This is a genomic window from Pseudoalteromonas sp. SR41-1 (assembly GCF_014164015.1).
GTDB lineage: Bacteria > Pseudomonadota > Gammaproteobacteria > Enterobacterales > Alteromonadaceae > Pseudoalteromonas > Pseudoalteromonas distincta.
Window position 1 is genome coordinate 25,171 of sequence record NZ_JACJEK010000013.1, and the last position, 21,810, is coordinate 46,980.

General features: G+C 40.9%; 18 protein-coding genes. 10 read left to right on the plus strand and 8 right to left on the minus strand.

Annotated features, from left to right (window positions below):
- Positions 1 to 255 precede the first annotated feature (255 nt).
- From leuA to leuD, 4 genes are read left to right on the plus strand one after another with little or no spacing between them, the layout of a single operon-like run.
- A complete protein-coding gene (leuA, locus tag H5118_RS12520) occupies positions 256 to 1,809 on the plus strand; it encodes a 2-isopropylmalate synthase (protein ID WP_008171909.1) in 1,554 nt (517 codons plus the stop codon).
- Positions 1,806 to 2,882, plus strand: coding sequence for a 3-isopropylmalate dehydrogenase (gene leuB / locus H5118_RS12525; RefSeq protein WP_002961092.1), 1,077 nt, complete (start codon positions 1,806 to 1,808; stop codon positions 2,880 to 2,882). The genes leuA and leuB overlap by 4 nt, the downstream gene beginning before the upstream one ends.
- A 60-nt stretch (positions 2,883 to 2,942) precedes the next feature.
- Entirely contained in the window at positions 2,943 to 4,343 is a 1,401-nt protein-coding gene (gene leuC / locus H5118_RS12530; protein ID WP_039488648.1) for a 3-isopropylmalate dehydratase large subunit, read from the plus strand.
- A complete protein-coding gene (gene leuD, locus H5118_RS12535) occupies positions 4,343 to 4,942 on the plus strand; it encodes a 3-isopropylmalate dehydratase small subunit (protein WP_002961095.1) in 600 nt (199 codons plus the stop codon). The genes leuC and leuD overlap by 1 nt, the downstream gene beginning before the upstream one ends.
- Before the next feature lie 93 nt (positions 4,943 to 5,035).
- Here leuD and H5118_RS12540 read toward each other — a convergent pair whose 3' ends face one another.
- On the minus strand, positions 5,036 to 6,535 hold the full coding sequence (locus H5118_RS12540; protein WP_182693233.1) for a DUF3360 family protein: 1,500 nt from the start codon (positions 6,533 to 6,535) through the stop codon (positions 5,036 to 5,038).
- A 416-nt stretch (positions 6,536 to 6,951) separates the two neighbouring features.
- On the opposite strand from H5118_RS12540, the gene H5118_RS12545 reads away from it, so the two are divergent.
- Entirely contained in the window at positions 6,952 to 7,938 is a 987-nt protein-coding gene (locus tag H5118_RS12545) for a hypothetical protein (RefSeq protein WP_182693232.1), read from the plus strand.
- A gap of 88 nt (positions 7,939 to 8,026) precedes the next feature.
- Here the strand turns inward: H5118_RS12545 and H5118_RS12550 are convergent, their stop codons facing one another.
- Positions 8,027 to 9,652: an endonuclease gene (locus H5118_RS12550; RefSeq protein WP_182749017.1), complete on the minus strand. Its 1,626-nt coding sequence runs from the start codon at positions 9,650 to 9,652 to the stop codon at positions 8,027 to 8,029.
- Positions 9,653 to 9,955: 303 nt separating this feature from the next.
- Here H5118_RS12550 and H5118_RS12555 point away from each other — a divergent pair, with 303 nt between their 5' ends.
- From H5118_RS12555 to H5118_RS12570, 4 genes are all read left to right on the plus strand, one after another.
- The gene (locus tag H5118_RS12555; RefSeq protein WP_182749018.1) at positions 9,956 to 11,770 is read left to right on the plus strand and encodes an assimilatory sulfite reductase (NADPH) flavoprotein subunit; all 1,815 of its coding nucleotides are present in this window, start codon (positions 9,956 to 9,958) and stop codon (positions 11,768 to 11,770) included.
- A gap of 61 nt (positions 11,771 to 11,831) precedes the next feature.
- Positions 11,832 to 13,529 carry an assimilatory sulfite reductase (NADPH) hemoprotein subunit gene (gene cysI, locus H5118_RS12560; protein ID WP_182712457.1) on the plus strand — a complete coding sequence of 566 codons (1,698 nt, stop codon included), beginning with the start codon at positions 11,832 to 11,834 and terminating at the stop codon, positions 13,527 to 13,529.
- A 43-nt stretch (positions 13,530 to 13,572) separates the two neighbouring features.
- Positions 13,573 to 14,313, plus strand: coding sequence for a phosphoadenylyl-sulfate reductase (locus H5118_RS12565; protein WP_002961106.1), 741 nt, complete (start codon positions 13,573 to 13,575; stop codon positions 14,311 to 14,313).
- Between the two features lie 145 nt (positions 14,314 to 14,458).
- Complete coding sequence (locus tag H5118_RS12570; RefSeq protein ID WP_182749019.1) at positions 14,459 to 15,007, plus strand: DUF4124 domain-containing protein; 549 nt, start codon at positions 14,459 to 14,461, stop codon at positions 15,005 to 15,007.
- Here H5118_RS12570 and H5118_RS12575 read toward each other — a convergent pair whose 3' ends face one another.
- The 4 genes from H5118_RS12575 to H5118_RS12590 all read right to left on the minus strand — a co-directional run bounded on the left by H5118_RS12575 (position 15,008) and on the right by H5118_RS12590 (position 19,245).
- The gene (locus H5118_RS12575) at positions 15,008 to 15,262 is read right to left on the minus strand and encodes a hypothetical protein (RefSeq protein ID WP_182749020.1); all 255 of its coding nucleotides are present in this window, start codon (positions 15,260 to 15,262) and stop codon (positions 15,008 to 15,010) included.
- Between the two features lie 119 nt (positions 15,263 to 15,381).
- Entirely contained in the window at positions 15,382 to 18,126 is a 2,745-nt protein-coding gene (gene acnA, locus H5118_RS12580; protein ID WP_182749021.1) for an aconitate hydratase AcnA, read from the minus strand.
- Positions 18,127 to 18,331: 205 nt separating this feature from the next.
- Positions 18,332 to 18,760: a hypothetical protein gene (locus tag H5118_RS12585; RefSeq protein WP_182749022.1), complete on the minus strand. Its 429-nt coding sequence runs from the start codon at positions 18,758 to 18,760 to the stop codon at positions 18,332 to 18,334.
- Positions 18,761 to 18,861: 101 nt separating this feature from the next.
- Positions 18,862 to 19,245 (minus strand): RNA-binding S4 domain-containing protein, encoded by a 384-nt coding sequence (locus H5118_RS12590; RefSeq protein WP_182749023.1) that lies wholly within the window; start codon positions 19,243 to 19,245, stop codon positions 18,862 to 18,864.
- Positions 19,246 to 19,490: 245 nt separating this feature from the next.
- On the opposite strand from H5118_RS12590, the gene H5118_RS12595 reads away from it, so the two are divergent.
- Positions 19,491 to 19,778: a hypothetical protein gene (locus tag H5118_RS12595; RefSeq protein ID WP_033021452.1), complete on the plus strand. Its 288-nt coding sequence runs from the start codon at positions 19,491 to 19,493 to the stop codon at positions 19,776 to 19,778.
- A gap of 144 nt (positions 19,779 to 19,922) precedes the next feature.
- Here the strand turns inward: H5118_RS12595 and H5118_RS12600 are convergent, their stop codons facing one another.
- Together H5118_RS12600 and ntrC are read right to left on the minus strand one after the other, a co-directional pair.
- Positions 19,923 to 20,381 carry a cyclic nucleotide-binding domain-containing protein gene (locus tag H5118_RS12600; RefSeq protein ID WP_182674046.1) on the minus strand — a complete coding sequence of 153 codons (459 nt, stop codon included), beginning with the start codon at positions 20,379 to 20,381 and terminating at the stop codon, positions 19,923 to 19,925.
- Between the two features lie 29 nt (positions 20,382 to 20,410).
- Positions 20,411 to 21,796, minus strand: coding sequence for a nitrogen regulation protein NR(I) (gene ntrC / locus H5118_RS12605; protein WP_002961117.1), 1,386 nt, complete (start codon positions 21,794 to 21,796; stop codon positions 20,411 to 20,413).
- Positions 21,797 to 21,810: the final 14 nt, after the last annotated feature.

A 21,810-nucleotide genomic window follows, 5' to 3' on the forward strand; every position in this document is an offset into this window, starting at 1 on the left:
TGTGGAATTTTTATGCTTGCTTCCGTCGCTTTGTAATGTTAAAAATAGGCTTCACTGAACACACACACAAGAAAACAAGATGCATATTATTCGTTTAATTACACTAAAACTTAACCTCTTACTGCTATGGTCAGTGAGCGGGGATTAGTGTGTTTGCATCGAGTTGAACACTAAAAACCCCGCAATTGCGGGGTTTTTTTTATCTCGCGGCTGGGATTAATTGAAATTTGGGTAACATAGGAATGAGGGGCAGTTATGCAAGAGCAAGATAAAGTATGGATTTTTGATACCACCTTACGTGATGGCGAACAGGCGCTTAAAGCAAGCCTTACTGAAGATGATAAAATTCAATTAGCGCATACAATTAGCCGCTTGAATGTGGATGTGATGGAAGTGGGTTTTCCAGTTTCGAGCCCTGCTGATTTTCGCTCGGTGCAACGTATTGCAACCGAAGTAAAAGGCCCGATTATTTGTGGTTTAGCACGCTCAGTTGCTAAAGACATTGAAGCCTGTGGCGAAGCACTTCGCACAGCTCAGCAAAGCCGTATTCATACTTTTATTGCTACAAGCCCTTTGCACCTTGAACATAAATTACGTATGAGCCTAGACGATGCAACGGCAATGGCTGTTAAATCAATTAAATTGGCACGTAACTATACTGATGATGTTGAGTTTTCGTGTGAAGATGCCGGTCGTACGCCGCATTGGGATTTATGTAAAATTGTTGAGCAGGCAATTAATGCTGGGGCTTCAACTATTAACTTGCCAGATACCGTTGGTTTTGTAACGCCAGACGAATACGCCGCGATGATCCGTCATTTAATGAATAACGTGCCAAATATTGATAAAGCGCGCTTAAGTGTGCATTGCCATAACGATTTAGGTTTAGCAGTAGCAAACTCGGTAGCCGCAGTGCAAGCCGGTGCGCGCCAAATTGAGTGTACTATCAATGGCATTGGTGAGCGGGCTGGTAACTGCTCGCTTGAAGAAGTGGCGATGATTATGAAAATGCGCCACGACCACTTAAAAGTATACACCGATATTAAAAGTGAAGAAATTTACCGCGCATCTCGTCAAGTGGCTAAAATTTGTAATATGCCAGTACAACCAAATAAAGCGATTGTTGGCGAAAACGCCTTTGCACATAGCTCTGGCATTCACCAAGATGGTGTATTAAAAGCGCAAAATACTTATGAGATTATGTCGCCAGAAAGCGTTGGTGTGCCAAGCAACCAATTAAATATGACTTCGCGTTCGGGTCGTCATGTTATTGAGCATCGCTTAGAAGAGTTAGGCTATCAAAAATCTGATTACGATATGGATGGCTTATACAAAAGCTTCATTGAATTGGCTGACCAAAAAGGCACTGTATACGATTACGACCTTGAGGCGATGATTTACTTTAATCAAATTAACGACAAAGACGAAAAATACCAATTAGAATTTGTTAACTCAGCCTCTAACTCACAATCGGTAGCAAGCTCTACCATTGGAATGCGAATTGATGGCGAAGCTAAACAAGAAGCCGCGACAGGTAATGGCCCAGTAGAAGCTTCGTTTGCAGCTATTGAGCGCTTAACCGGTATGAGCGTTGAAATGATTGAATATAACTTAGAAGCGACAGGTCAAGGTGCAAGCTCATTAGGCCAAGTAAATATTATAGCTAAATACGATGGCCGACCTTACCACGGTGCGGGCATTGCAGCGGATGTGGTTGAAGCGTCGGTACGCGCCATGATCCGTGTTTATAACTTAATTTATCGTGCACAAAAAGTGTCTGATTTAAAACAACAAAGGAAAGCAGGATGAGTAAAACAAACTACAGCGTTGCCGTATTAGCTGGCGACGGTATTGGTCCAGAAGTGATGGCAGCAGCAGAACAAGTACTTGATGCTGTGAGCAATAAGTTTGGTTTTACCCTGAACCGTGAGCATTATGCAATTGGTGGCGCAGCAATTGATGAATTTGGTAAAGCATTACCAGAGAGCACACTTGCAGCGTGTGAAAACGCTGATGCTATTTTATTTGGTTCGGTAGGCGGTCCTAAATGGGAAAACCTACCACCAAACGAGCAGCCTGAGCGCGCATCGTTATTGCCGCTTCGTAAGCACTTTGGTTTGTTTTGTAACCTGCGCCCTGCACAGTTATTACCTGCATTAAGTGCAGCGTCACCACTTCGCGCTGATATTAGCGAAAAAGGTTTTGATATTTTATGTGTGCGCGAGCTAACCGGCGGCATTTATTTTGGCGAAAAAGGCCGTAGCGGCGAAGGCGCTGAAGAAGCTGCTTTTGATACGCAAACATACTCGCGTAAAGAAATTGAACGTATTGCTCGTTTTGCTTTTGAAGCTGCAAAACTACGTAGTAACCATGTTACCTCTGTTGATAAAGCAAACGTACTTGCATCAAGCGTATTATGGCGCGAAGTAGTCACCGAAGTAAGCAAAGACTACCCAGAAGTAAGCCTAGATTACATTTACGTAGATAACGCCGCTATGCAGTTAGTTAAACAGCCTAGCCAATTTGACGTACTACTTTGCGATAACTTATTTGGCGATATTTTGTCAGATGAGTGCGCGATGATCACAGGCTCAATGGGCTTATTACCTTCGGCAAGCTTGAATCAATCGGGTTTTGGATTGTACGAGCCAGCAGGCGGTTCAGCACCAGATATTGCAGGTAAAGGCGTTGCAAACCCAATAGCACAAATTTTAAGTGCCGCATTAATGCTACGTTACTCGCTAGGGCAAGACGAAGCTGCTCGCACGATTGAAAAAGCAGTAGCAGAAGCCGTAGAAGCAGGCGTTGGCACACCAGATATATATCCAAATGCAGGTTACAGCACAAGCGATGTGGCAGCCGCTATCGTTTCACGCATTTAATAACATATTAAAGTTGCAGCACCGTTATGCTGCAACTCAAACAGATTAGGGAATTAGCAAGTGGCCCAAACGTTATACGACAAAATTTGGCAAGCACATACCGTTGCCAGCATAAATGAGCAAACCGACTTACTTTATATTGACCGCCATTTAGTGCATGAAGTTACTTCTCCGCAGGCTTTTGCAGGTCTACGTGAAAAAAACCGTACTGTACGTTGCCCAGAAAAAACCTTTGCAACGATGGATCATAACGTATCGACTAAGAGCCGATCACTTGATGCCGCAAGCGAAGTATCTAAAAATCAATTAATGGCGCTTGATAAAAACTGTAAAGAGTTTGGTATTGTACTTTACGATTTAAACTCAATTAACCAAGGCATTGTGCACGTAATGGGCCCAGAGCAAGGTATTACTTTGCCAGGCACAACCATTGTATGTGGCGATAGCCATACTTCTACGCATGGTGCGTTTGGCGCATTAGCGCATGGTATTGGTACGTCTGAGGTTGAGCACGTATTAGCAACGCAAACGCTACAGCAAAAAAAGGCGAAATCGTTAAAAATTCAAATTAACGGTGTATTGCGTCCAACAGTTACGGCTAAAGATTTAATTATGGCGGTAATTGGCAAGTTAGGTACTGCTGGTGGCACAGGCTATGTAGCAGAGTTTTGTGGTGCAGGCATTGAAGCGCTTTCAATGGAAGCCCGTATGACGCTATGTAATATGAGCATAGAAATGGGTGCAAAAGCGGGTTTAATTGCATCTGACCAAATTACTTATGATTATTTAAAAGGTCGTCCGTTTGCACCTAAAGGCGCAGATTTTGATGCAGCCGTTGAATATTGGGAAACCTTAAAAACAGACGAAGGCGCACACTTTGATTTAGTTGTTGAGCTAAATGCTGACGACATTCAGCCACAAATTACCTGGGGCACAAGCCCAGAGCAAGTAATTGGTGTTGATGAGTGCATACCCGATCCAGATAAAGAGCCAGATTTAATTAAAGCTGATGCCATTCGCAGCGCACTTAAATACATGGACTTAAAAGCGGGCGATAAATTATCAAGCGCGAAAGTAGACACGGTATTTATTGGCTCATGTACAAATAGCCGCATTGAAGACTTACGCGCTGCTGCAAAAATTGTTGAAGGCAAGCAAGTTGTAGCCGGCATAGAGGCATTAATTGTACCGGGCTCGGGCTTAGTTAAAAAACAAGCGGAAGACGAAGGCTTAGCTGATATTTTTAAAGCCGCTGGCTTTGAATGGCGCGAACCAGGTTGTTCTATGTGTTTAGCGATGAACGATGACCGCCTAGAAGCAGGCAAGCGTTGTGCATCTACTTCTAATCGTAATTTTGAAGGTCGCCAAGGTCGTGGCGGGCGTACCCATTTAGTTAGTCCTGCAATGGCGGCAGCCGCTGCAATACATGGTCACTTTGTTGATATTAGAGGAGAAGCATAATGAGCGTATTTTTTAGTGGCTTAATGGCTCCACTTGATAAAAACAATGTAGATACTGACCAAATTATTCCTAAGCAGTTTTTAACATCAACTAGCCGCGAAGGTTTTGATGCTGCCTTGTTTTATGATTGGCGTTACCTAGATAACGGTGAGCCAAACCCTGACTTTATTTTAAATCGCCCATGCTACCAAGGCGCGCAAATATTATTAACGCGCGATAACTTTGGTTGTGGCTCATCTCGCGAGCACGCGCCATGGGCACTTAAGCAATATGGTTTTGAAGTTATTTTAGCTGAAAGCTTTGCAGATATTTTCTTTAATAACTGTGGTAACAACCAAATGTTAGCCATTGCGTTACCTGCCGACACGCTTGAGCAATTGTTTGTACTTAGCGAGCAGCACGACGATATTAACATTGAAATCGACCTTGAAAATCAAACACTAACAAGCAGTAAGTTTGCACCAATTAGTTTTGATATTCGTAAAGACGTAAAAGAGCGTCTATTAAGTGGCTTAGATTTTATTGGTGTAACCGAAACACTAAACCCACAGATTGATGCGTTTGAAAAACAACTAGCAGCTGAGCGCCCTTGGCAGTAATTGTTTAACTTGTATATAGTAAAATCACGTATTGAAAAGCACGGCAATTGCCGTGCTTTTTTGTGGGTAAATATTAGGTTCAGTACCTAAGGCTTAATGTCTAAAGTCAGCCATTAACGCAGGTATACCAGGTAACATGCCTACAATTGCCATTACAGTAGTAAGTAGCAAAAACATAATAAGTGGAATCACCCAGCGGCTCATTTTAGTTAGCTCTGCGCTACGTTCTTTACAGCCAATAAGCCCTAAGTTATCAAGTAACATAGTAAGCGACCAACCAAAAGCCGGATTAACTAAGGTTGAGGCAAATACCACAATAGCGGCTGATTGCGTTGTTTTGCCTTCGCGCGTCATTTCCATGCCAGCTTCAAGTAGCGGAATAAACACACCTACAATAAGCGCTACACAAAGCACAGGTTGCCAAATGGCTAAATCCATTGGGTAACCCCATAAACCAGCAATAATACAAAATACGGCTGTTAAAATGGCGCCAGCCGGAATAGGGCGTTTAGCAATAGCAGCAGGTACAATGTAGGTTCCCCACGATGAGGTAAAGTTAGCACCACCAGCAAGTGAGCCAAATGTTTGTCTAACCGATGCGCTCAGCATGGTGTCGTCGATATTCATTTGTACTTTTTCAGTACGTTGCGGATAGCTTATTTTTTGAAATACTTGATGACCTAAAAAATCAGGTGACCACATAGCAACGGCGAGCACTGCAAATGGGAGTACAACCACAAAGCTTTCAAGCGTTGGCAGGCCAAGCATCCAACCCGTGTTTTCGCCCCACCAGTAAGCGGGGTTCATATTTGGTAAACCCGGAGCAGTATGAAACTCAAACGGTGCACCTAAAGCAAAGGCAACCACGCCACCAATAAGGCAGCTTAACGGCACAGCTAACCAGCGCTTTTTAAAGTGCTCTAATAGCGCATACAATAAAATGGTGGCTAAAATAACAATAAACGCAATATGCGCCATATCAATGGCCTCAGCCCAGGCAAACAGCTTTTTAACCTGCGAAATAGTACCAATAAAGCCTAAATAAATGAGTAGCCCGCCACATACACCTTTACTGGTTAGGCGCGCGAGCATACTTCCTCCTTTGGTTATGGCCAAAATAAAACCAAAGGCACCAATGAGTAAGCCAAACGCCATAGGGTGACCGCCAGCAGCAACAACAATAGGAATTAACGGAATAAGCGGGCCGTGAGTACCGGCTAAGTTGGCCGTGGGTAAAATAAAGCCTGAAAATAAAATGATAAAAATAGAAACAATGAGTAATTCATAACGTACATTTTCTAAAACAAAGGCATCGCTTAATCCAAGAGGCGCTGCAAATGTTGCCGCAATAGCACCCACCATAACGACTTTACCAATAGTGCCCGCCATTGCTGGAATGGTGTCTTCAAATTCAAATCGGTAATCTCTAAACGGTAAATTAGGACGCCAGCGTTTAGGCTGCATAATCTGTAATTCATGTTCGAGATACTCGTCGCGAGTATTAAACTCTGAACTCGGTTTGTGAAGCTGCTCGTAGCTTTGAGCATTCTTGTGCGTGTTTGATGGTGCATCACCGGGTGGTGTAGTTTGCATGCGTTCTCCTGCAACATTGTTGCTTAATCAAATAAATACGGCTTTTGTTAAAGCAAATGAATATTGAACATGCAGGGTAGATCAGCTTTTGGGCTGCTATGTATAGGCAAAAGGTCGTGCATGGTTGTTTTTAATACAGTTAATCTGACAATCAGCTTTACGTTAAAAATTATAAAACTACACAAAATGATTTAAAATTACTATAAATCAATGGCTTGTTTTTATTTTTAAAGAATTTGATCACTGTTTATAGCGGGAAATAGTGTTAATGGCAGGTTATTATCCTTTAGTCTTAGTGGCTGTGAAAGCCGTTTTATTTCAAGCTATTTGCTTGCAGGAGCCGTTAATATTGTTTTATTTGTGGTGGAATAATACTTCTGTTACTTTCTGATTGTTAATAACAATAAAGAATAGACATGCAACTCAACTCCCCTAAATCAATTGGTATTTTACTTGGTACGCTTTACGGCATATTTATGCGGCTGTTTATAGAGCTACTTGATACTTATAATTTAAGTAGCCTAGTCTCTATATCATTTATGTTTTTAGTGCCCGTTGCAATTGGTTATATTCGTGTTCACTTTGAATTTAAGAGCTCAAAAACCTTAACTAAAAGGCAAATGGTCACGATTGCTTGGCAGCCTATTTTTGTTTTTTTATTTGTAAGTGTAATTACTTTACTTGAAGGCAGTATTTGTGTGGCTATGGCTTTGCCTGCTTTTATGTTTTTTGCCAGCATTGGTGGATTACTTGCGGGTTTTGTTAGAAAGCGTGAAATAAAAAAAGCGAATAGTTCTTTATTATCAATCGCGTTGTTACCTATATTGCTCTCACCTATTGAAGTTAATTTTTTAAATTTATCAAAAACATACGAAGTAACAAATTCAATAACTATTAACGCGCCCATCAATGTTGTGTGGCAACAGTTAGCTAATGTGAGTGATATAAAACCACAGGAAGTGCCTTTTTCACTCACTCAATTAATTGGTGTACCAAAGCCATTAAAGGCAAGTATGAATGCAAGCGGTATAGGCGCTGTTCGCACAAGTACTTGGCAAAAAGGGGTTATATTTAAAGAAGTTATTACGGACTGGCAACCAAATAAACAGATGCTTTATAGATTTGACATAGACCCAGATGCTATTCCCGATGACGCACTCGATAAACACGTAAAACTTGGCGGTGAATACTTTTCTCCACTTTACGGTGGTTATCAGCTAAGTGAAGATAAAAGCGGCAATACAATTTTAACGTTAAAAACGACCGTGCAAGACAATACAAATTTTGGTATTTATTCACGAATATGGGGAGAGGTGATATTTCAAGATTTTCATCATTCACTTTTAACGTTGATGAAAAACAGAGCTGAAAAGTCACTTATCGCAACTGTTTCTTATAATTAGCTTAAATCATCATATTTTTAAAAAATATTACACACTAAAGGTTAAAAGCCTCTGCAATTGCAAAGGCTTATGTTTTAACTGCTAACTTTTACCAAATCATTTCTACAAATTCAGGATGGTCGATATACGGGTTACGATTACCTTGAAATTCAAAGGCTGCTTGGTTACGGTCAAGTTCCATTTGGCTTACAGGATCGCTGTTATGCCAGTTAAGCAGCATGGCTACAACCCAGTTCTCGAATACTTGGTTGCTTGAACCATTAAGCACTGCATTACTTGAGGTCGTTTTGGTTTGCCAAGTGCCTATTACATTTTCGTAGCGCGTTGCCATGTAAAAATAAGCGCGAGCAAAGTCACCTTTAAATTCGTCAATTGGCTCAAATACAGTACCTGAGTAATTTAATGAACTTGCGGCAGAGCCTAATTTACTTCCGTTGGTTGATGTAAATGAAGCGCTTGCTACTTCACCAAATGGGAAGTTACTACGTTTTGAGTTTACATAACCGTCGGTTGCGTAAATATGATGCACATCTGAGTTCATTGGCTCAATAGTGCCGCCAAACCAGCTTTTAGGAAATGAATGCTCACGGTTGTAACAGCCGCCTTCTCCACTATAGTTACCACATTGGTCACTCACCGCAGTATAATTGTAGCTATCTGAGCCGTTTGGTTTCTCGCTATACATATCTAAAATGCTGTTATCGTTTTCAAAGTATTTATCACGTGCAGATGAGTCGTAAAAATTCCAAATAGCCGAGTAACCCTGTGCATTATGATCTTTAATAATATTATAAAGCTCAGTTTTTAGTGCATAACCTGATAACCCTTGAGCAGTAACATAGTAGCCAGTGGGTGTTGGGTTGGTCCCGCCGCCATCACCAGAGCCACTACCTAAAGTAAATGCCGTGCTGTCTGTATTATTAAAACTTGCACCGCTAGCAAGTGCGGTAGAGCCTTGCTTAAGCGCATAACTGCCACTACCTGTTGAACAACACATGCCATCGCCGTAGCTGTCGCTAAAAACAAGTGTGTAAGTACCATCAGTTAGGCATATTTGCTCATCATACTGAGTGTTTGATGCGTAACCACTGCCGTTAGCAACAGCGCTACCTTGATTGTTATTAACGGCCCAGCTAGTTTCGCTACCGTAATTATCGGTGTTAAGCGTTAAGGTAAGGCTATTGTCGGTGCAACTTGTTGATGCGTTGCCATCAGTATTTGGTAAAAAGTTATCTACGTATACGGTTTCGCTGCCATCAAATCCACTTACATCGTAAAACCTAAGCCCAATACTAATTGTTTTATCACTGCTTGCTGTATAGCTATGGCTAATTGTTTGCCATTGGTTAGTTTGTGCTTGATTTGAATAGCCTTGATAGCCATCTACATATAAGCGCGCTTTAATTTTACCTTCGGTGTGGTAAACATCAGCCGAAAAGTTATAGGTTTTACCCGCTTCTACAGCAACCTGTTGTAGTAAATCAGTGTTACTTTGCGATCCTGTTGTTACATTGACAGCAGCAGAGCTACTACCGCTTTTAACTGTACTAGTTGAGCGCGTTAAGCTGATTCCGCTATCAATAGTGCTCCAAGAGCTAGGTGTATTACCTGACCATTGTTCAAATCCGCCATTAGCTACATTGGCCATTACAGGTAATGAGCCAAGTAACAAAGCGGTACTAAGTAGTTTATTTTTATATTTCCCGTGTAACATAGTTGTTCCTATTTTTATTTTGAATGAAGAATATACCCTACATTAGTTAGGTTACAAAATTGTTAACTTAAAGTGCAGTAAAAAGCAATAATAAGTCTTTAATCTGTTTTTGAAGGTATTTTTATAAATTAATAACTAAATGGAATATCAAAGCAGATTCTATTCTTTTTTTATCTATGCTGAGCCCGTTATCCTACTAACTTAGAAAACCTCAACAGATACGCTCTGGATGAGGTAAAACTCATTTTTAACAATACACAAAGTGTGTTGTGTTTAATTTTCAGTGTTATGGGGAATCGATTCATGTTGTTAGGTCAACTAAATGCTGCGGCAAGCCCGCTATCGCTAGATCAAGTACAAAAGCTGCAAGGTTTAGTGGCTGAACTTAATCCAATTCAACAAGCGTGGGTAAGTGGTTACTTAGCCGCTAATGCTAACTCAGCTGCATTAGGTGCTCCTACTGCTGGCGTACCGGCTGCAGGAGATGCTGCAGCGCTAACTATTTTATATGGTTCGCAAACGGGTAACGCAAAAGGCGTAGCAAGCAAAATGAAAGAGCAGGCTGAGTCGCGCGGCTTAGCGGTTAAATTGGTTAGCATGTCAGATTACAAACCAACAGCCCTGAAAAAAGAAAAGTTTTTAACCATCGTTGTATCTACTTACGGTGAAGGTGAGCCACCAGAAGACGCAGAAACACTCTATGAATTTTTAGCAACTAAAAAAGCACCAAAACTAGACGATGTAAAAATAGCCGTTATTGGTTTAGGTGATTCTAGCTATGAGTTTTTCTGCCAAACAGCAAAAGACTTTGAAGAGCGTTTAAATAAACTAGGTGCACAGACCATATATCAACGTGCTGATTTAGATGTAGATTATGAAGAAGAAGCTGCAACATGGATTGCGGGCGCAATTGACGCATTCGAACCTGATTTAAAAGCGCAACAAGAGGCCGCTGGTGGTCAAGTTGTATCAATGCCATTTGGCGCTCCAACCTCTGCAGCAAGCCAATATACAAAACAAAATCCATTTGAAGCAGAGCTATTAACTGTTCAAAAAATTACCGGTCGCGACTCAACTAAAGATGTACGCCATGTTGAAATTTCGCTTGAAGGTTCTGACATTACTTACACGCCTGGTGATTCATTAGGTGTGTACTTTTTAAATGACGATGTATTAGTTGATGAAGTACTTACACTTACTCAAATTGATGCAACAAGCATTGTAAAAGTAGGTGATGAAGAGCTAAGCGTACGCGATGCACTTATTGAAAAACTAGAGCTGACTCAGTCATACCCTGGTTTTGTAGAAAAATATGCAACTGCTACGGGCACGCCAGAGCTACTTAAACTAGTTGAAGATAAAACTGCAATGCGCGCATACATTGAGCCTCGTCAAATATATGATGTGATTCGCCAAAACCCAGCAAAGCTTGATGCGCAAACATTAGTAGATTGCTTACGTAAACTACAAGCTCGTTTGTACTCAATTGCATCTAGCCAAAGCGAAGTTGAAGACGAAGTACACTTAACACTAGGTCTAGTGCAGTTTGATGCATTTGATAGCGAGCATTTAGGTGGCTGTACTGGTTACTTAACTCGTCGTGCTGAAGAAGGTTGTAAAGTTAAAGTATTTAGCGAACACAACGATAATTTCCGCCTACCTACTAACGATGATACACCTGTGATCATGGTTGGCCCAGGTACCGGTATTGCGCCGTTCCGTGCATTTTTACAAGAGCGTGATTCGCGTGAAGCACAAGGCAAAAACTGGTTGTTTTTTGGTAACCCACATTTTACTCAAGATTTTTTATACCAAGTAGAAATACAGGGTTATTTAAAATCGGGTTTACTTAACAAAGTAGATGTAGCATTTAGCCGCGACCAAGCCGAAAAAGTATACGTACAAGACAAATTACGCAGTAACAGTAAAGACGTGTTTGAATGGTTAGAAGCTGGCGCTCACTTTTATATTTGTGGCGATGCAAATCGTATGGCAAAAGATGTACACAACGCCTTGCTTGATATCGTTAAAGAAAACACAGGTAAGAGTAACGAAGACGCAGAGCAATACTTAAAAGATTTGCGTAGCGCAAACCGCTATCAGAAAGACGTGTATTAATCACGTTTCTTATTTTATTTAACAGCTAACAGCCGTCACTGTAACAAATTTAGGATTTAAAATGAGCGAACAAGATAAAAACGTAAAACTTTCTGATAACGAACGTTTGAAAAGAGAAAGTAACTTTTTACGTGGCACCATAGAAAAAGATTTAAAAGACGAGATTACCGGTGGTTTTACTGCCGACAACTTTCAGCTAATTCGTTTTCATGGCATGTACCAACAAGATGACCGCGATATACGTGGTGAGCGTGCTAAGCAAAAGCTAGAGCCGCTACATAATGTAATGTTACGTGCACGTATGCCTGGCGGTATTATTAAGCCAGAGCAGTGGCTAGCAATCGATAAGTTTGCAGATGACAAAACAAGCTACGGCAGTATTCGTTTAACAACGCGTCAAACGTTTCAGTTTCATGGTGTGCTAAAGCCTAATATTAAAGGCATGCACCAAATGCTTGATAGCGTAGGTATAGACTCTATTGCTACAGCGGGTGACGTTAACCGTAATGTGCTTTGTACTACTAACCCAGTTGAGTCTGAGTTACATCAAGAAGCTTATGACTGGGCTGCAAAAATTTCTGAGCATTTATTACCAAAAACGAAAGCGTATGCCGAAATTTGGTTAAATGGCGAAAAAGCAGAAACCACAGAAGAGCCAATTTTAGGGTCTAATTACTTACCGCGTAAATTTAAAACAACGGTAACCATTCCGCCTAATAACGAAGTTGATGTGCATGCGAATGACTTAAACTTTGTGGCAATTGCTGATAACGGCAAGCTTGTTGGTTTTAACGTATTAGTGGGCGGTGGCCTTGCCATGACGCACGGCGATACAGCAACTTATCCGCGTAAGGCTGATGACTTTGGCTTTATTACGCTAGAAGATACCTTAAAAATTGCAGAGCATGTTGTATCTGTGCAGCGCGATTGGGGTAATCGTTCAAACCGTAAAAATGCAAAAACTAAATACACACTAGACCGTGTAGGTGTTGATGTATTTAAAGCAGAAGTAGAAAAACGCTCAGGCGTTACGTTTGCACCAAGTCGTCCGTTTGAGTTTACTCACCGAGGCGATCGCATTGGTTGGGTTGAAGGCATTGATGGTAAGCATCACTTAACGCTATTCATTCAAAGTGGTCGTATTTTAGACTACCCAGGCAAACCGCTTAAAACAGGTTGTCGTAAAATTGCAGAAGTTCACCAAGGTGACATGCGTATGACGGCAAACCAAAACTTAATTATTGCTGGCGTACCTGCAGATCAAAAAGCCGTGATTGAAGAAATTGCTCGTAGTCATGGCCTGATTGACGACAAAGATTCGCAGCAGCGTAAAAATTCTATGGCGTGTGTTTCACTGCCAACGTGCCCACTTGCAATGGCCGAAGCAGAGCGTTACTTACCAAGCCTAGTAGAAAAAACTGAAGCATTACTTGCCAAGCACGGTATACCAGATGACAGCATTATTATGCGCGTTGTAGGTTGCCCTAACGGTTGTGGCCGCGCAATGCTTGCAGAAGCTGGTTTAGTGGGTAAAGGCCCAGGTAAGTACAACGTTTACCTAGGTGGTAATTTAGAAGGTACACGTATTCCTAAATTGTACCTTGAGAACGTAGGCGAAGACGTTTACCTAGAAGCATTCGATAAGCTCATTGGGCAATGGGCAAAAGAGCGTAACGAAGGTGAGTGTTTTGGTGACTTTGTTATACGCAAAGGCATAGTTGCTGAAGTAAAAGTATCAGTAACCGATTTTCACGCTTAATTAAATACCAGCGCCAAAGCGCTGGTGAGGTTTGGAATTTACCATGAGTGAATTTAAAAACATTTTACAGCTAGATAAACAAAGCCAAGCGGCTATGTTAGCTGATGCTAATGGTTTGCTAGCGAATATGAGCGCAGAACAGCGTGTTGCATGGGCGCTTGATAACTTGCCTAATACGGCTTTTTTATCATCTAGCTTTGGTATTCAAGCGGCAGTAATGCTGCATTTAATGACCTCACAACGTCCAGATATTCCCGTTGTATTAACCGATACAGGCTATTTATTTCCTGAAACGTATCAGTTTATTGAACAAATGAGTGAGCGTTTATCACTTAACTTAAAGGTGTATAGAGCGCAGCTAAGCCCTGCATGGCAAGAAGCTAAGTTTGGTAAGTTGTGGGAGCAAGGCGAGGACGGCATTAAGCAATATAACCAGCTTAATAAAGTTGAGCCGATGACCCGCGCACTTAAAGAGATAGAAGCGGGCACGTGGTTTAGTGGTTTGCGTCGCGATCAATCATCTACACGTGCTGATAAACAGTTTGTAGAAATAAGCCGTGGTACCGTTAAAGTGTACCCGATTATTGAATGGTCTAACCGCGACGTGTATCAGTACCTGACTAAGCATGATTTACCTTACCACCCATTATGGGAACAAGGTTATGTGTCGATGGGTGACGTACATACAACACGTAAGTTAGAACCAGGAATGACAGAGGAAGAAACTCGCTTTTTTGGTTTAAACCGAGAGTGCGGACTACACATGGATGGTGACGGTATTTAACGTCACTACGATGTAGTTAAATCGCAAATAAAAACGCAGCTTCGGCTGCGTTTTTATTTTCTTTTATTCGGGTACAAAAAATTGCCTAATTAAGTATTTTTTATTAGACTCAAGACATTAAAGGATTAATTAAAGCAGGAACGCTATGAAATACTTTACCTACTTAGCTATATCAATCATGGCTATTGCAGTCATCTCTTTGTTTTATTTAAAAAAGCCCAATGGTCAAACATGGCTTTCTGCATCATCAATTAGCAGTGAATCTCAGCAAATTAAAGAAAAAATGGTCGCGCTATCTAGCAGTACTTTGGACCAAGCAGTGTTGGGCGTTAAGCAAGCTGGCGATAAAATTGCGAGCAGTATTTCTGATGAACCAATTGCTGCAAATGCTACCTCAAGTGGTAAAATTTTTAAGTGGCAAGACGAAACAGGCCAATGGCACTTTTCTGATACACCTAACCCGCATGTAAAAAGTATTGAAGTAAAACTCGATCCTAAAGATATTACAGTTATTGCTGCAGAAGACACGTCTATTTTAAATATCTCTTCAACTCCAAACACAATATCGGCTGCACCAGAGGGGATCAGTATTTTGAACCCAGATTCGGTTAAAAAGCTATTTAATGACGCCGAAAATGTAAAAGACAAACTAGAAAAACGTAATAAAGAAATTAATAATTTAAGTGCACTTTAATTATTTAGAGTGAGTGCTTTTATGGTTTTTTAAATAACGTTTTTCGGCTTCCATCAATAATACTGTTGAATATATTTTAGTGGGAAGCGACAGCAGCACGCCTACAGCAATGCATGCCGCCGTTGTAATTATTCCTTTAATACCATGCTCGACAGTAAAGTAGTTCGACACAATTAAAGTATGGCCAGTCACGATAAGGCACAACCCAAGCATTATTGATGTTTTAAGCAGCCTAATTATCATTGTTTGCGACATAGTTACCTCAGTAGGCACGCTTTAAATGCTTAGCATTGATTTAAGACAACAAACAACACATATAAAAAAGCCCAGCTTATTACTAAGCTGGGCTTTTAAATGATTAACTACTGTCTTTGTTAGTCGAGCATATTACGCAGTACATATTGTAAAATGCCGCCGTGTTTGTAGTAATCCCACTCTTTAGGGGTATCAATACGTACGTCTGCACTCAAGGTTACTTTTTTACCTTCGGCATTTGTGGCAATAACGGTAACTTCATCGGTTTTATCGTACAGGCCATCAATATCAAATTGTTCTTGCCCTGTTAACCCATGTGTCTCGTAGCTTTCACCCTCTTTAAATTGCAGCGGTAATACACCCATACCAATTAAGTTAGAGCGATGAATACGTTCATAGCTTTGTGCTACAACGGCTTTAACGCCTAATAAAAGTGAACCTTTAGCAGCCCAGTCACGAGATGAACCCGTGCCATATTCTTTGCCCGCTAAAATAATGAGTGGAGTATTATTTTTTTGATACTCCATTGCTGCATCATAAATGCTCTCTAGCGTATCGCTGGGTTGAGTACGTGTTACGCCGCCCTCAGTACCAGGAGCTAGTAAGTTTTTAAGGCGCACATTAGCGAACGTTCCTCGCATCATTACTTCGTGATTACCACGGCGTGAGCCGTACGAGTTAAATTGCGCTTTATCTACACCTTTCTCTTGCAAGTATAAACCTGCTGGCGCTTCTGCTTTAATAGCACCCGCTGGAGAAATATGGTCAGTGGTTACTGAATCCCCAAGTTTAGCTAAGCAACGTGCACCTTCGATAGAAGGAATGCCCGGTGGTTCTACTTTCATACCATCAAAAAAGGGTGCTTTTTTAATGTAGGTAGATGCATCATCCCAATCGTAAAGTTTGCCATCCGGTATTTTAATTTGCTGCCAACGGCTATCGCCTTCGTAAACGTTAGCGTAGCTTTTTTCAAACATTTCTTTAGTTACGGTTTCTTTAACTAAGTCACTTACTTCTTTAACGCTTGGCCAAATGTTTTTAAGGTAAATATCGTTACCGTTAGCATCTTGAGCAAGGGGTTCGTTGTATACATCAATATCGGTTCTACCTGCAATGGCATAAGCTACGACAAGCGGAGGAGAGGCTAAAAAGTTCATTTTAACATCTTGGTGAATACGCCCTTCAAAGTTACGGTTACCCGATAAAATAGAGCTAACCACTAATTTATGTTTTTGAATAGCGTCTGATATTTCAGTGGCAAGTGGCCCTGAATTACCAATACACGTAGTACAGCCGTAGCCAACTAAGTTAAAGCCTAGGCTTTCTAGGTCATCCATCAGGCCTGCTTTTTCTAGGTAGTCGGTAACTACTTTTGAGCCTGGAGCAAGTGATGTTTTAACCCAAGGTTTTACATTAATGCCTAACTGTTTCGCTTTTTTAGCAACCAAACCAGCAGCTAAAATAACACTTGGATTAGAGGTGTTGGTACAGCTGGTAATTGCGGCAATAACACAAGCGCCATCGTTTAGCTCAAACTCTTGGCCTTTAAATTTAACCTTAGCGGCACCCATAAACTGCGCTTCGTTAACTGGCTCATCTGGATTTGTTGTCGGCCCTTCACTCTCAATACGAGCTTGTTCTTCATCGCTTTTATCACGACGAGCCATACGTTCGTCTTGGAAGCCTTTTAAATGATCGCCAATAACTTTGCCAGCTTCGTTTAAGGCAATTCTATCTTGTGGACGTTTAGGGCCTGCAAGACTTGGTACAACATCGTCTAATTTAAGTTCGAGTGTATCGGTGTAGCTTGCTTCGTCGCCATCATTACGCCATAAACCTTGGTGTTTAGCATAATCTTCAATTACCTTTAGGTGTTTTTCGTCGCGGTTTGTTAAGCGAAGGTAGTTAATGGTTTCATCATCAATCGGGAAAATACCACACGTAGCGCCGTATTCTGGTGCCATATTCGCTATGGTTGCTCTATCGGCAAGTGGTAGGTCGGCAAGGCCGTCACCATAAAACTCTACAAATTTACCCACTACACCATGGTTACGCAGTATTTCGGTTACTGTTAATACTAAATCGGTTGCGGTTGTACCTTCAGGTAATCTGCCGCTTAGCTTCATACCGACTACTTGTGGAATCAATAAACTAATTGGCTGACCAAGCATAGCCGCTTCGGCTTCAATACCGCCTACGCCCCAACCAAGTACACCTAAGCCATTAATCATGGTTGTATGAGAGTCGGTACCTACGAGGGTGTCTGGGTAAGCGAATTTTTTGCCATCGCGCTCTTCATTAAAAACAACACGGGCTAAATACTCTAAATTCACTTGGTGAACAATACCGGTTGCTGGTGGCACTACTTTTAAATTATCAAAAGCGGTTTGTCCCCAGCGTAAAAATTCGTAACGTTCTTTATTTCGGTCATATTCAAGCTTGGCATTTAAATCAAATGCACCATCATTACCATAACCATCTACTTGTACCGAATGGTCAATCACAAGTTCAGCAGGCGATAACGGGTTTATTTTTGCAGGATCTCCACCTAGCTTTTCCATTGCGTCACGCATCGCGGCTAAATCTACAATAGCTGGTACGCCGGTAAAATCTTGCATAACAACACGGGCGGGGGTAAAGGCAACTTCAGATGCAGGCTTTGCTTGAGGATCCCAATTAAGAAGGGCTTGAATGTCTTGTTCTTTTATATTTACGCCATCTTCGTTACGAAGAAGGTTTTCAAGTAGTACTTTTAAGGAAAAGGGCAATCGTTTCGCTTTGTCGCCAAGTCCTTTTAGAGAATGAATATGATATTGCTCACCGTTTATTGTGAGCTGATGTTGGGTATCGAAACTATTATTCATTATTTGCCCCTTTATGAATTATAAAAATATTTTGAAGAGTGACCTCTGTAGTACTTGAGTTGCAAAGTGCATACCAATGTAAAAAGCCGTCTTTAGAGAACGAATTTTATACAGTTATTATAGTAGAGATGATGCTGAAAAATTTAATTTCAAGAGATGATTTAAAAGAAGAGATAGGGTCAAAAGTTATTTCGACCCTTATTAATTACTGTAACCAACCTTGTTGCTTACCTTTAATACTCAAGCAAAGTAAAGCGATGGCAATAATGATTACAAAAATAGGCATAAATACCGCACTTGCGCCAAGTAGCTCAATACTATTTATGACCACAAAATTATAATATTGCTGAATTAAAATAGCGCCGAGCGATAGCCAAAAAGTAGGTGTTGCCAGCGCGTTTTTAGCAAGTAAAAACAGACAACCCAAAGTGCTTCCAAATACAGCTACAGCAAATGCAATGGTTGACCAAAGAGGGATGTCAGAGTAGGCAGCTTGTTGATCTAGCGGTAGTTTACCTATCATTTCCGGTGTCATCATCATGTGCATAGCAAATGCAATAACGCCAAGTAAGTTCCATACAAGTGCCGCCCATACAGCGGGTTTAAACCAGGTGGCTGGTGTGTTTTGTGACATATTATTACCTTGTTTTTATTATTATTAGCTAGGTAATTAAAGAGCAAAAAGGCCAACTATACAAGGTGGCCTTTTTATATAAAAAGAGGTTTTTTAAATACTTAACCAAATGAAATAGGACGACGACCTGTTTTATCGTCAACTTTTGGCTTTTTAGTTCGCTTACGCTTACTTTTAGCTGGTTGATTTGTTGGTTGTGGTGCAACTTGCTTTGATTCTGCTTGAGTTTGTGCCGCAGGTTTTTCTGCAGGAACTGCATCTTCACTTAACGCAAGTTGAAAAAACTCACCATCGAATTCTAGTACATCGCCACTGTATAATTTTTTCCGCTTTATTGTACAAATTTCATGGTTAACACCCACATAGCCTTCAGTGATTAGGTTTTTAGCTTGGCCGCCACCTTCAACTAAGTTTAATACTTTTAATAATTTACAAAGCTCAATCGGCTCTTCTTCTAACTCTATTTCTATATATTCTTCGTTCATATTTGCTCTCGGTGGGGTAACGCACAGGCTTTAGTATAAAGGCTTACAGCGACTTTTGCACCAAAGCAAGTAACTTTAGCTAATTGTAATAGGGAAATAACGACGAAAGTTTTTATGTATTTTATCTGTCTTTAAAAAAACTGAAGCAATTGAAGAGTAATCTTTGCAGCAGTTAATTTTACGTATGGCCTGCTAATTGCTAAAACTTTGGCGGAATAAATATTTTTCATTAAATGGAGTAGGAAATGGGCGTAAGATTAGCAATGAAAAAAGAGCTAATGGGATTAGATAATTCAGGTATGTTAACTGCTGACGATGTTAGAGAGCACCTTGCTAATTCTGTAAAAAAGCAAGCTGATCAAGATGAGCGCGGTTTTTCTGTAATTTCAAAATTCAATGATACCCATAGCCGTTTAGTTAGTGGTGATGCCACGAGAAAAACAAAACTTGAATTTGAACGTCATCGTTTGTTTAAAGAAGTTTTATATACTCGCAAAAGTGTTGATGCTTGGTTAGATAGCCAAATTAGCTGATTTGCTATTTATCAAAATATAGTTTTAGTGTGCTTAGCCATTTTATTAAGTACGTGTCAGTAACCGACTGCATATATTTATACATAAACGTTAAGTGCAACTCAAAGGTAGCAGCTAGAATCAACTTGGGGATATAAACAGTCTCTAACCGTGGATTTCTATATGCTCGCTTAATTTGGCAATGCGCAGGCTCATACCTTCAATAATTCGGTCTTTAATTTTTTCGCGGATAACATTAGGTAAGCGGGTGAGTGCTTCAGGGGTAATGGCAAGTACTATGGTGTCGGTTTTAGCGCGAGCACTGGTACTGCGCTCTCGGTTATTTATAAAGGCACCTTCACCTATAAATTCACCGGGCTCTATAGTGCCAAGTTCTAGTAAATGGTTATGCTTAAATACTAATAATGCGCCGCTAAGTACAATGTACAAGCGCTTGTCGTTATCGTATTGCTTAAATAAAAATTGATGCTGACTTACTAAATATAACAGGCCGAACGACTCCAATAAGACTTGGCGCTCGCTGAGCGTAAATTCTTTAAAAAAGTGCAGCCTGTTTATAATTTCCATTTGTTTGAATAATGGAATATGTTCGATTAGCTTCATCAATAACCAAATGTGTTAAAAGCGTTTAATCAGCTAATATTGCGCTCTTTTAATTTTCGGGTCAACGTGTTGCGTCCCCAACCAATTTTTATAGCTGCATCTTGCTTATGACCAGAGCAATTAGCCAGGGCTGTTTTTATTAAGCGAGTTTCTAGTTGAGCTTGAATGTCAGGCCAAATATTTTCTTTGCCTTTTTTTAGCTCTTGATTAAGCCATTGTTGGAATGCATCGAGCCAATCACCTTCTTCTTGGGTTGGTGAAGCATCCAGAATCTCCGGCGGTAAATCTTGCTCGCTTACAAGCTCACCCGGTGCCATAACTGTTAGCCAGCGACACGTGTTTTCTAATTGGCGTACATTACCTGGCCAATTAAATAAACGTAATTGCTCAGTCGCTTTAGGGCTCAGTACTTTACTTTCTACTTGTAGCTCTTTAGCGCTTTTATGTAAAAAGTGTTGCGATAAGCTTTCTATATCTTCAGTACGCTCTCGAAGAGCGGGTAAACGTAGGCGCACAACATTAAGACGATGAAATAAATCATCCCTAAACTTGCCTTGTTTAACTAAATCTTCAAGGTTTTGGTGCGTAGCTGCAATAATGCGTACGTCCACTTTTATACTTTGATGGCCACCAACGCGATAAAACTCACCATCGGCAAGAACGCGTAATAAACGTGTTTGCACATCAAGTGGCATATCACCAATTTCATCTAAAAATAGTGTACCGCCATTGGCTTGCTCAAAGCGGCCTTTACGTACGCTATCGGCGCCCGTAAACGCGCCTTTTTCGTGGCCAAATAACTCTGACTCAACAAGCTCTTTTGGAATGGCCGCCATGTTAAGTGCAATAAATTGATTTTCTTTACGTGGGCTATGGTTGTGCAGGGCGCTGGCGACAAGTTCTTTACCTGTGCCAGATTCACCATTTATTAATACGCTCATGCTAGAGGCCGATAGTTTACCTATCGCTCTAAACACTTCTTGCATAGCGGGTGCTTCACCAATAATGTGGGCGCTTTTTGGTGGAGCTTGCTTTCGCTTAGTTTTTTTAGTGGAATTTGCTCTGCATGCGCTCTCGACTAGCGCCACTGCTTCGTTTAAATCAAACGGCTTAGCTAGGTATTCAAAAGCACCTTTTTGGAATGCATTAACTGCAGAGTCCAAATCTGAGTGGGCAGTCATTATAATAACTGGCAGCCCAGGGTTTTGCTCTGCTATAAGCTCAAGCAACGCCATGCCATCCATACCAGGCATTCGTACGTCCGAAACTAAAACAGTAGGTTGACTAAACTTTAATGCGCTTAATACATCTTGCGCATTAGCAAAGCTTTCTGCGTTAAACCCTGCACGGGTTAGTGCTTTTTCAAGTACAAATCGAATAGAAGCATCATCATCTACAAGCCAAACTGTTTTCATGCAAACTCCAAACA

Excerpts from the sequence above, each read along its gene's own strand:
- H5118_RS12570 (WP_182749019.1), top strand. The coding sequence starts at position 14,459 with ATGAAATACTTTACCTACTTAGCTATATCAATCATGGCTATTGCAGTC.
- H5118_RS12585 (WP_182749022.1), bottom strand. The coding sequence starts at position 18,760 with ATGTCACAAAACACACCAGCCACCTGGTTTAAACCCGCTGTATGGGCG.
- leuD (WP_002961095.1), top strand. The coding sequence starts at position 4,343 with ATGAGCGTATTTTTTAGTGGCTTAATGGCTCCACTTGATAAAAACAAT.
- H5118_RS12555 (WP_182749018.1), top strand. The coding sequence starts at position 9,956 with ATGTTGTTAGGTCAACTAAATGCTGCGGCAAGCCCGCTATCGCTAGAT.
- H5118_RS12575 (WP_182749020.1), bottom strand. The coding sequence starts at position 15,262 with ATGTCGCAAACAATGATAATTAGGCTGCTTAAAACATCAATAATGCTT.
- H5118_RS12565 (WP_002961106.1), top strand. The coding sequence starts at position 13,573 with ATGAGTGAATTTAAAAACATTTTACAGCTAGATAAACAAAGCCAAGCG.
- cysI (WP_182712457.1), top strand. The coding sequence starts at position 11,832 with ATGAGCGAACAAGATAAAAACGTAAAACTTTCTGATAACGAACGTTTG.
- H5118_RS12595 (WP_033021452.1), top strand. The coding sequence starts at position 19,491 with ATGGGCGTAAGATTAGCAATGAAAAAAGAGCTAATGGGATTAGATAAT.
- H5118_RS12600 (WP_182674046.1), bottom strand. The coding sequence starts at position 20,381 with ATGAAGCTAATCGAACATATTCCATTATTCAAACAAATGGAAATTATA.
- ntrC (WP_002961117.1), bottom strand. The coding sequence starts at position 21,796 with ATGAAAACAGTTTGGCTTGTAGATGATGATGCTTCTATTCGATTTGTA.
- H5118_RS12550 (WP_182749017.1), bottom strand. The coding sequence starts at position 9,652 with ATGTTACACGGGAAATATAAAAATAAACTACTTAGTACCGCTTTGTTA.
- H5118_RS12545 (WP_182693232.1), top strand. The coding sequence starts at position 6,952 with ATGCAACTCAACTCCCCTAAATCAATTGGTATTTTACTTGGTACGCTT.
- leuB (WP_002961092.1), top strand. The coding sequence starts at position 1,806 with ATGAGTAAAACAAACTACAGCGTTGCCGTATTAGCTGGCGACGGTATT.
- H5118_RS12590 (WP_182749023.1), bottom strand. The coding sequence starts at position 19,245 with ATGAACGAAGAATATATAGAAATAGAGTTAGAAGAAGAGCCGATTGAG.
- acnA (WP_182749021.1), bottom strand. The coding sequence starts at position 18,126 with ATGAATAATAGTTTCGATACCCAACATCAGCTCACAATAAACGGTGAG.
- leuA (WP_008171909.1), top strand. The coding sequence starts at position 256 with ATGCAAGAGCAAGATAAAGTATGGATTTTTGATACCACCTTACGTGAT.
- H5118_RS12540 (WP_182693233.1), bottom strand. The coding sequence starts at position 6,535 with ATGCAAACTACACCACCCGGTGATGCACCATCAAACACGCACAAGAAT.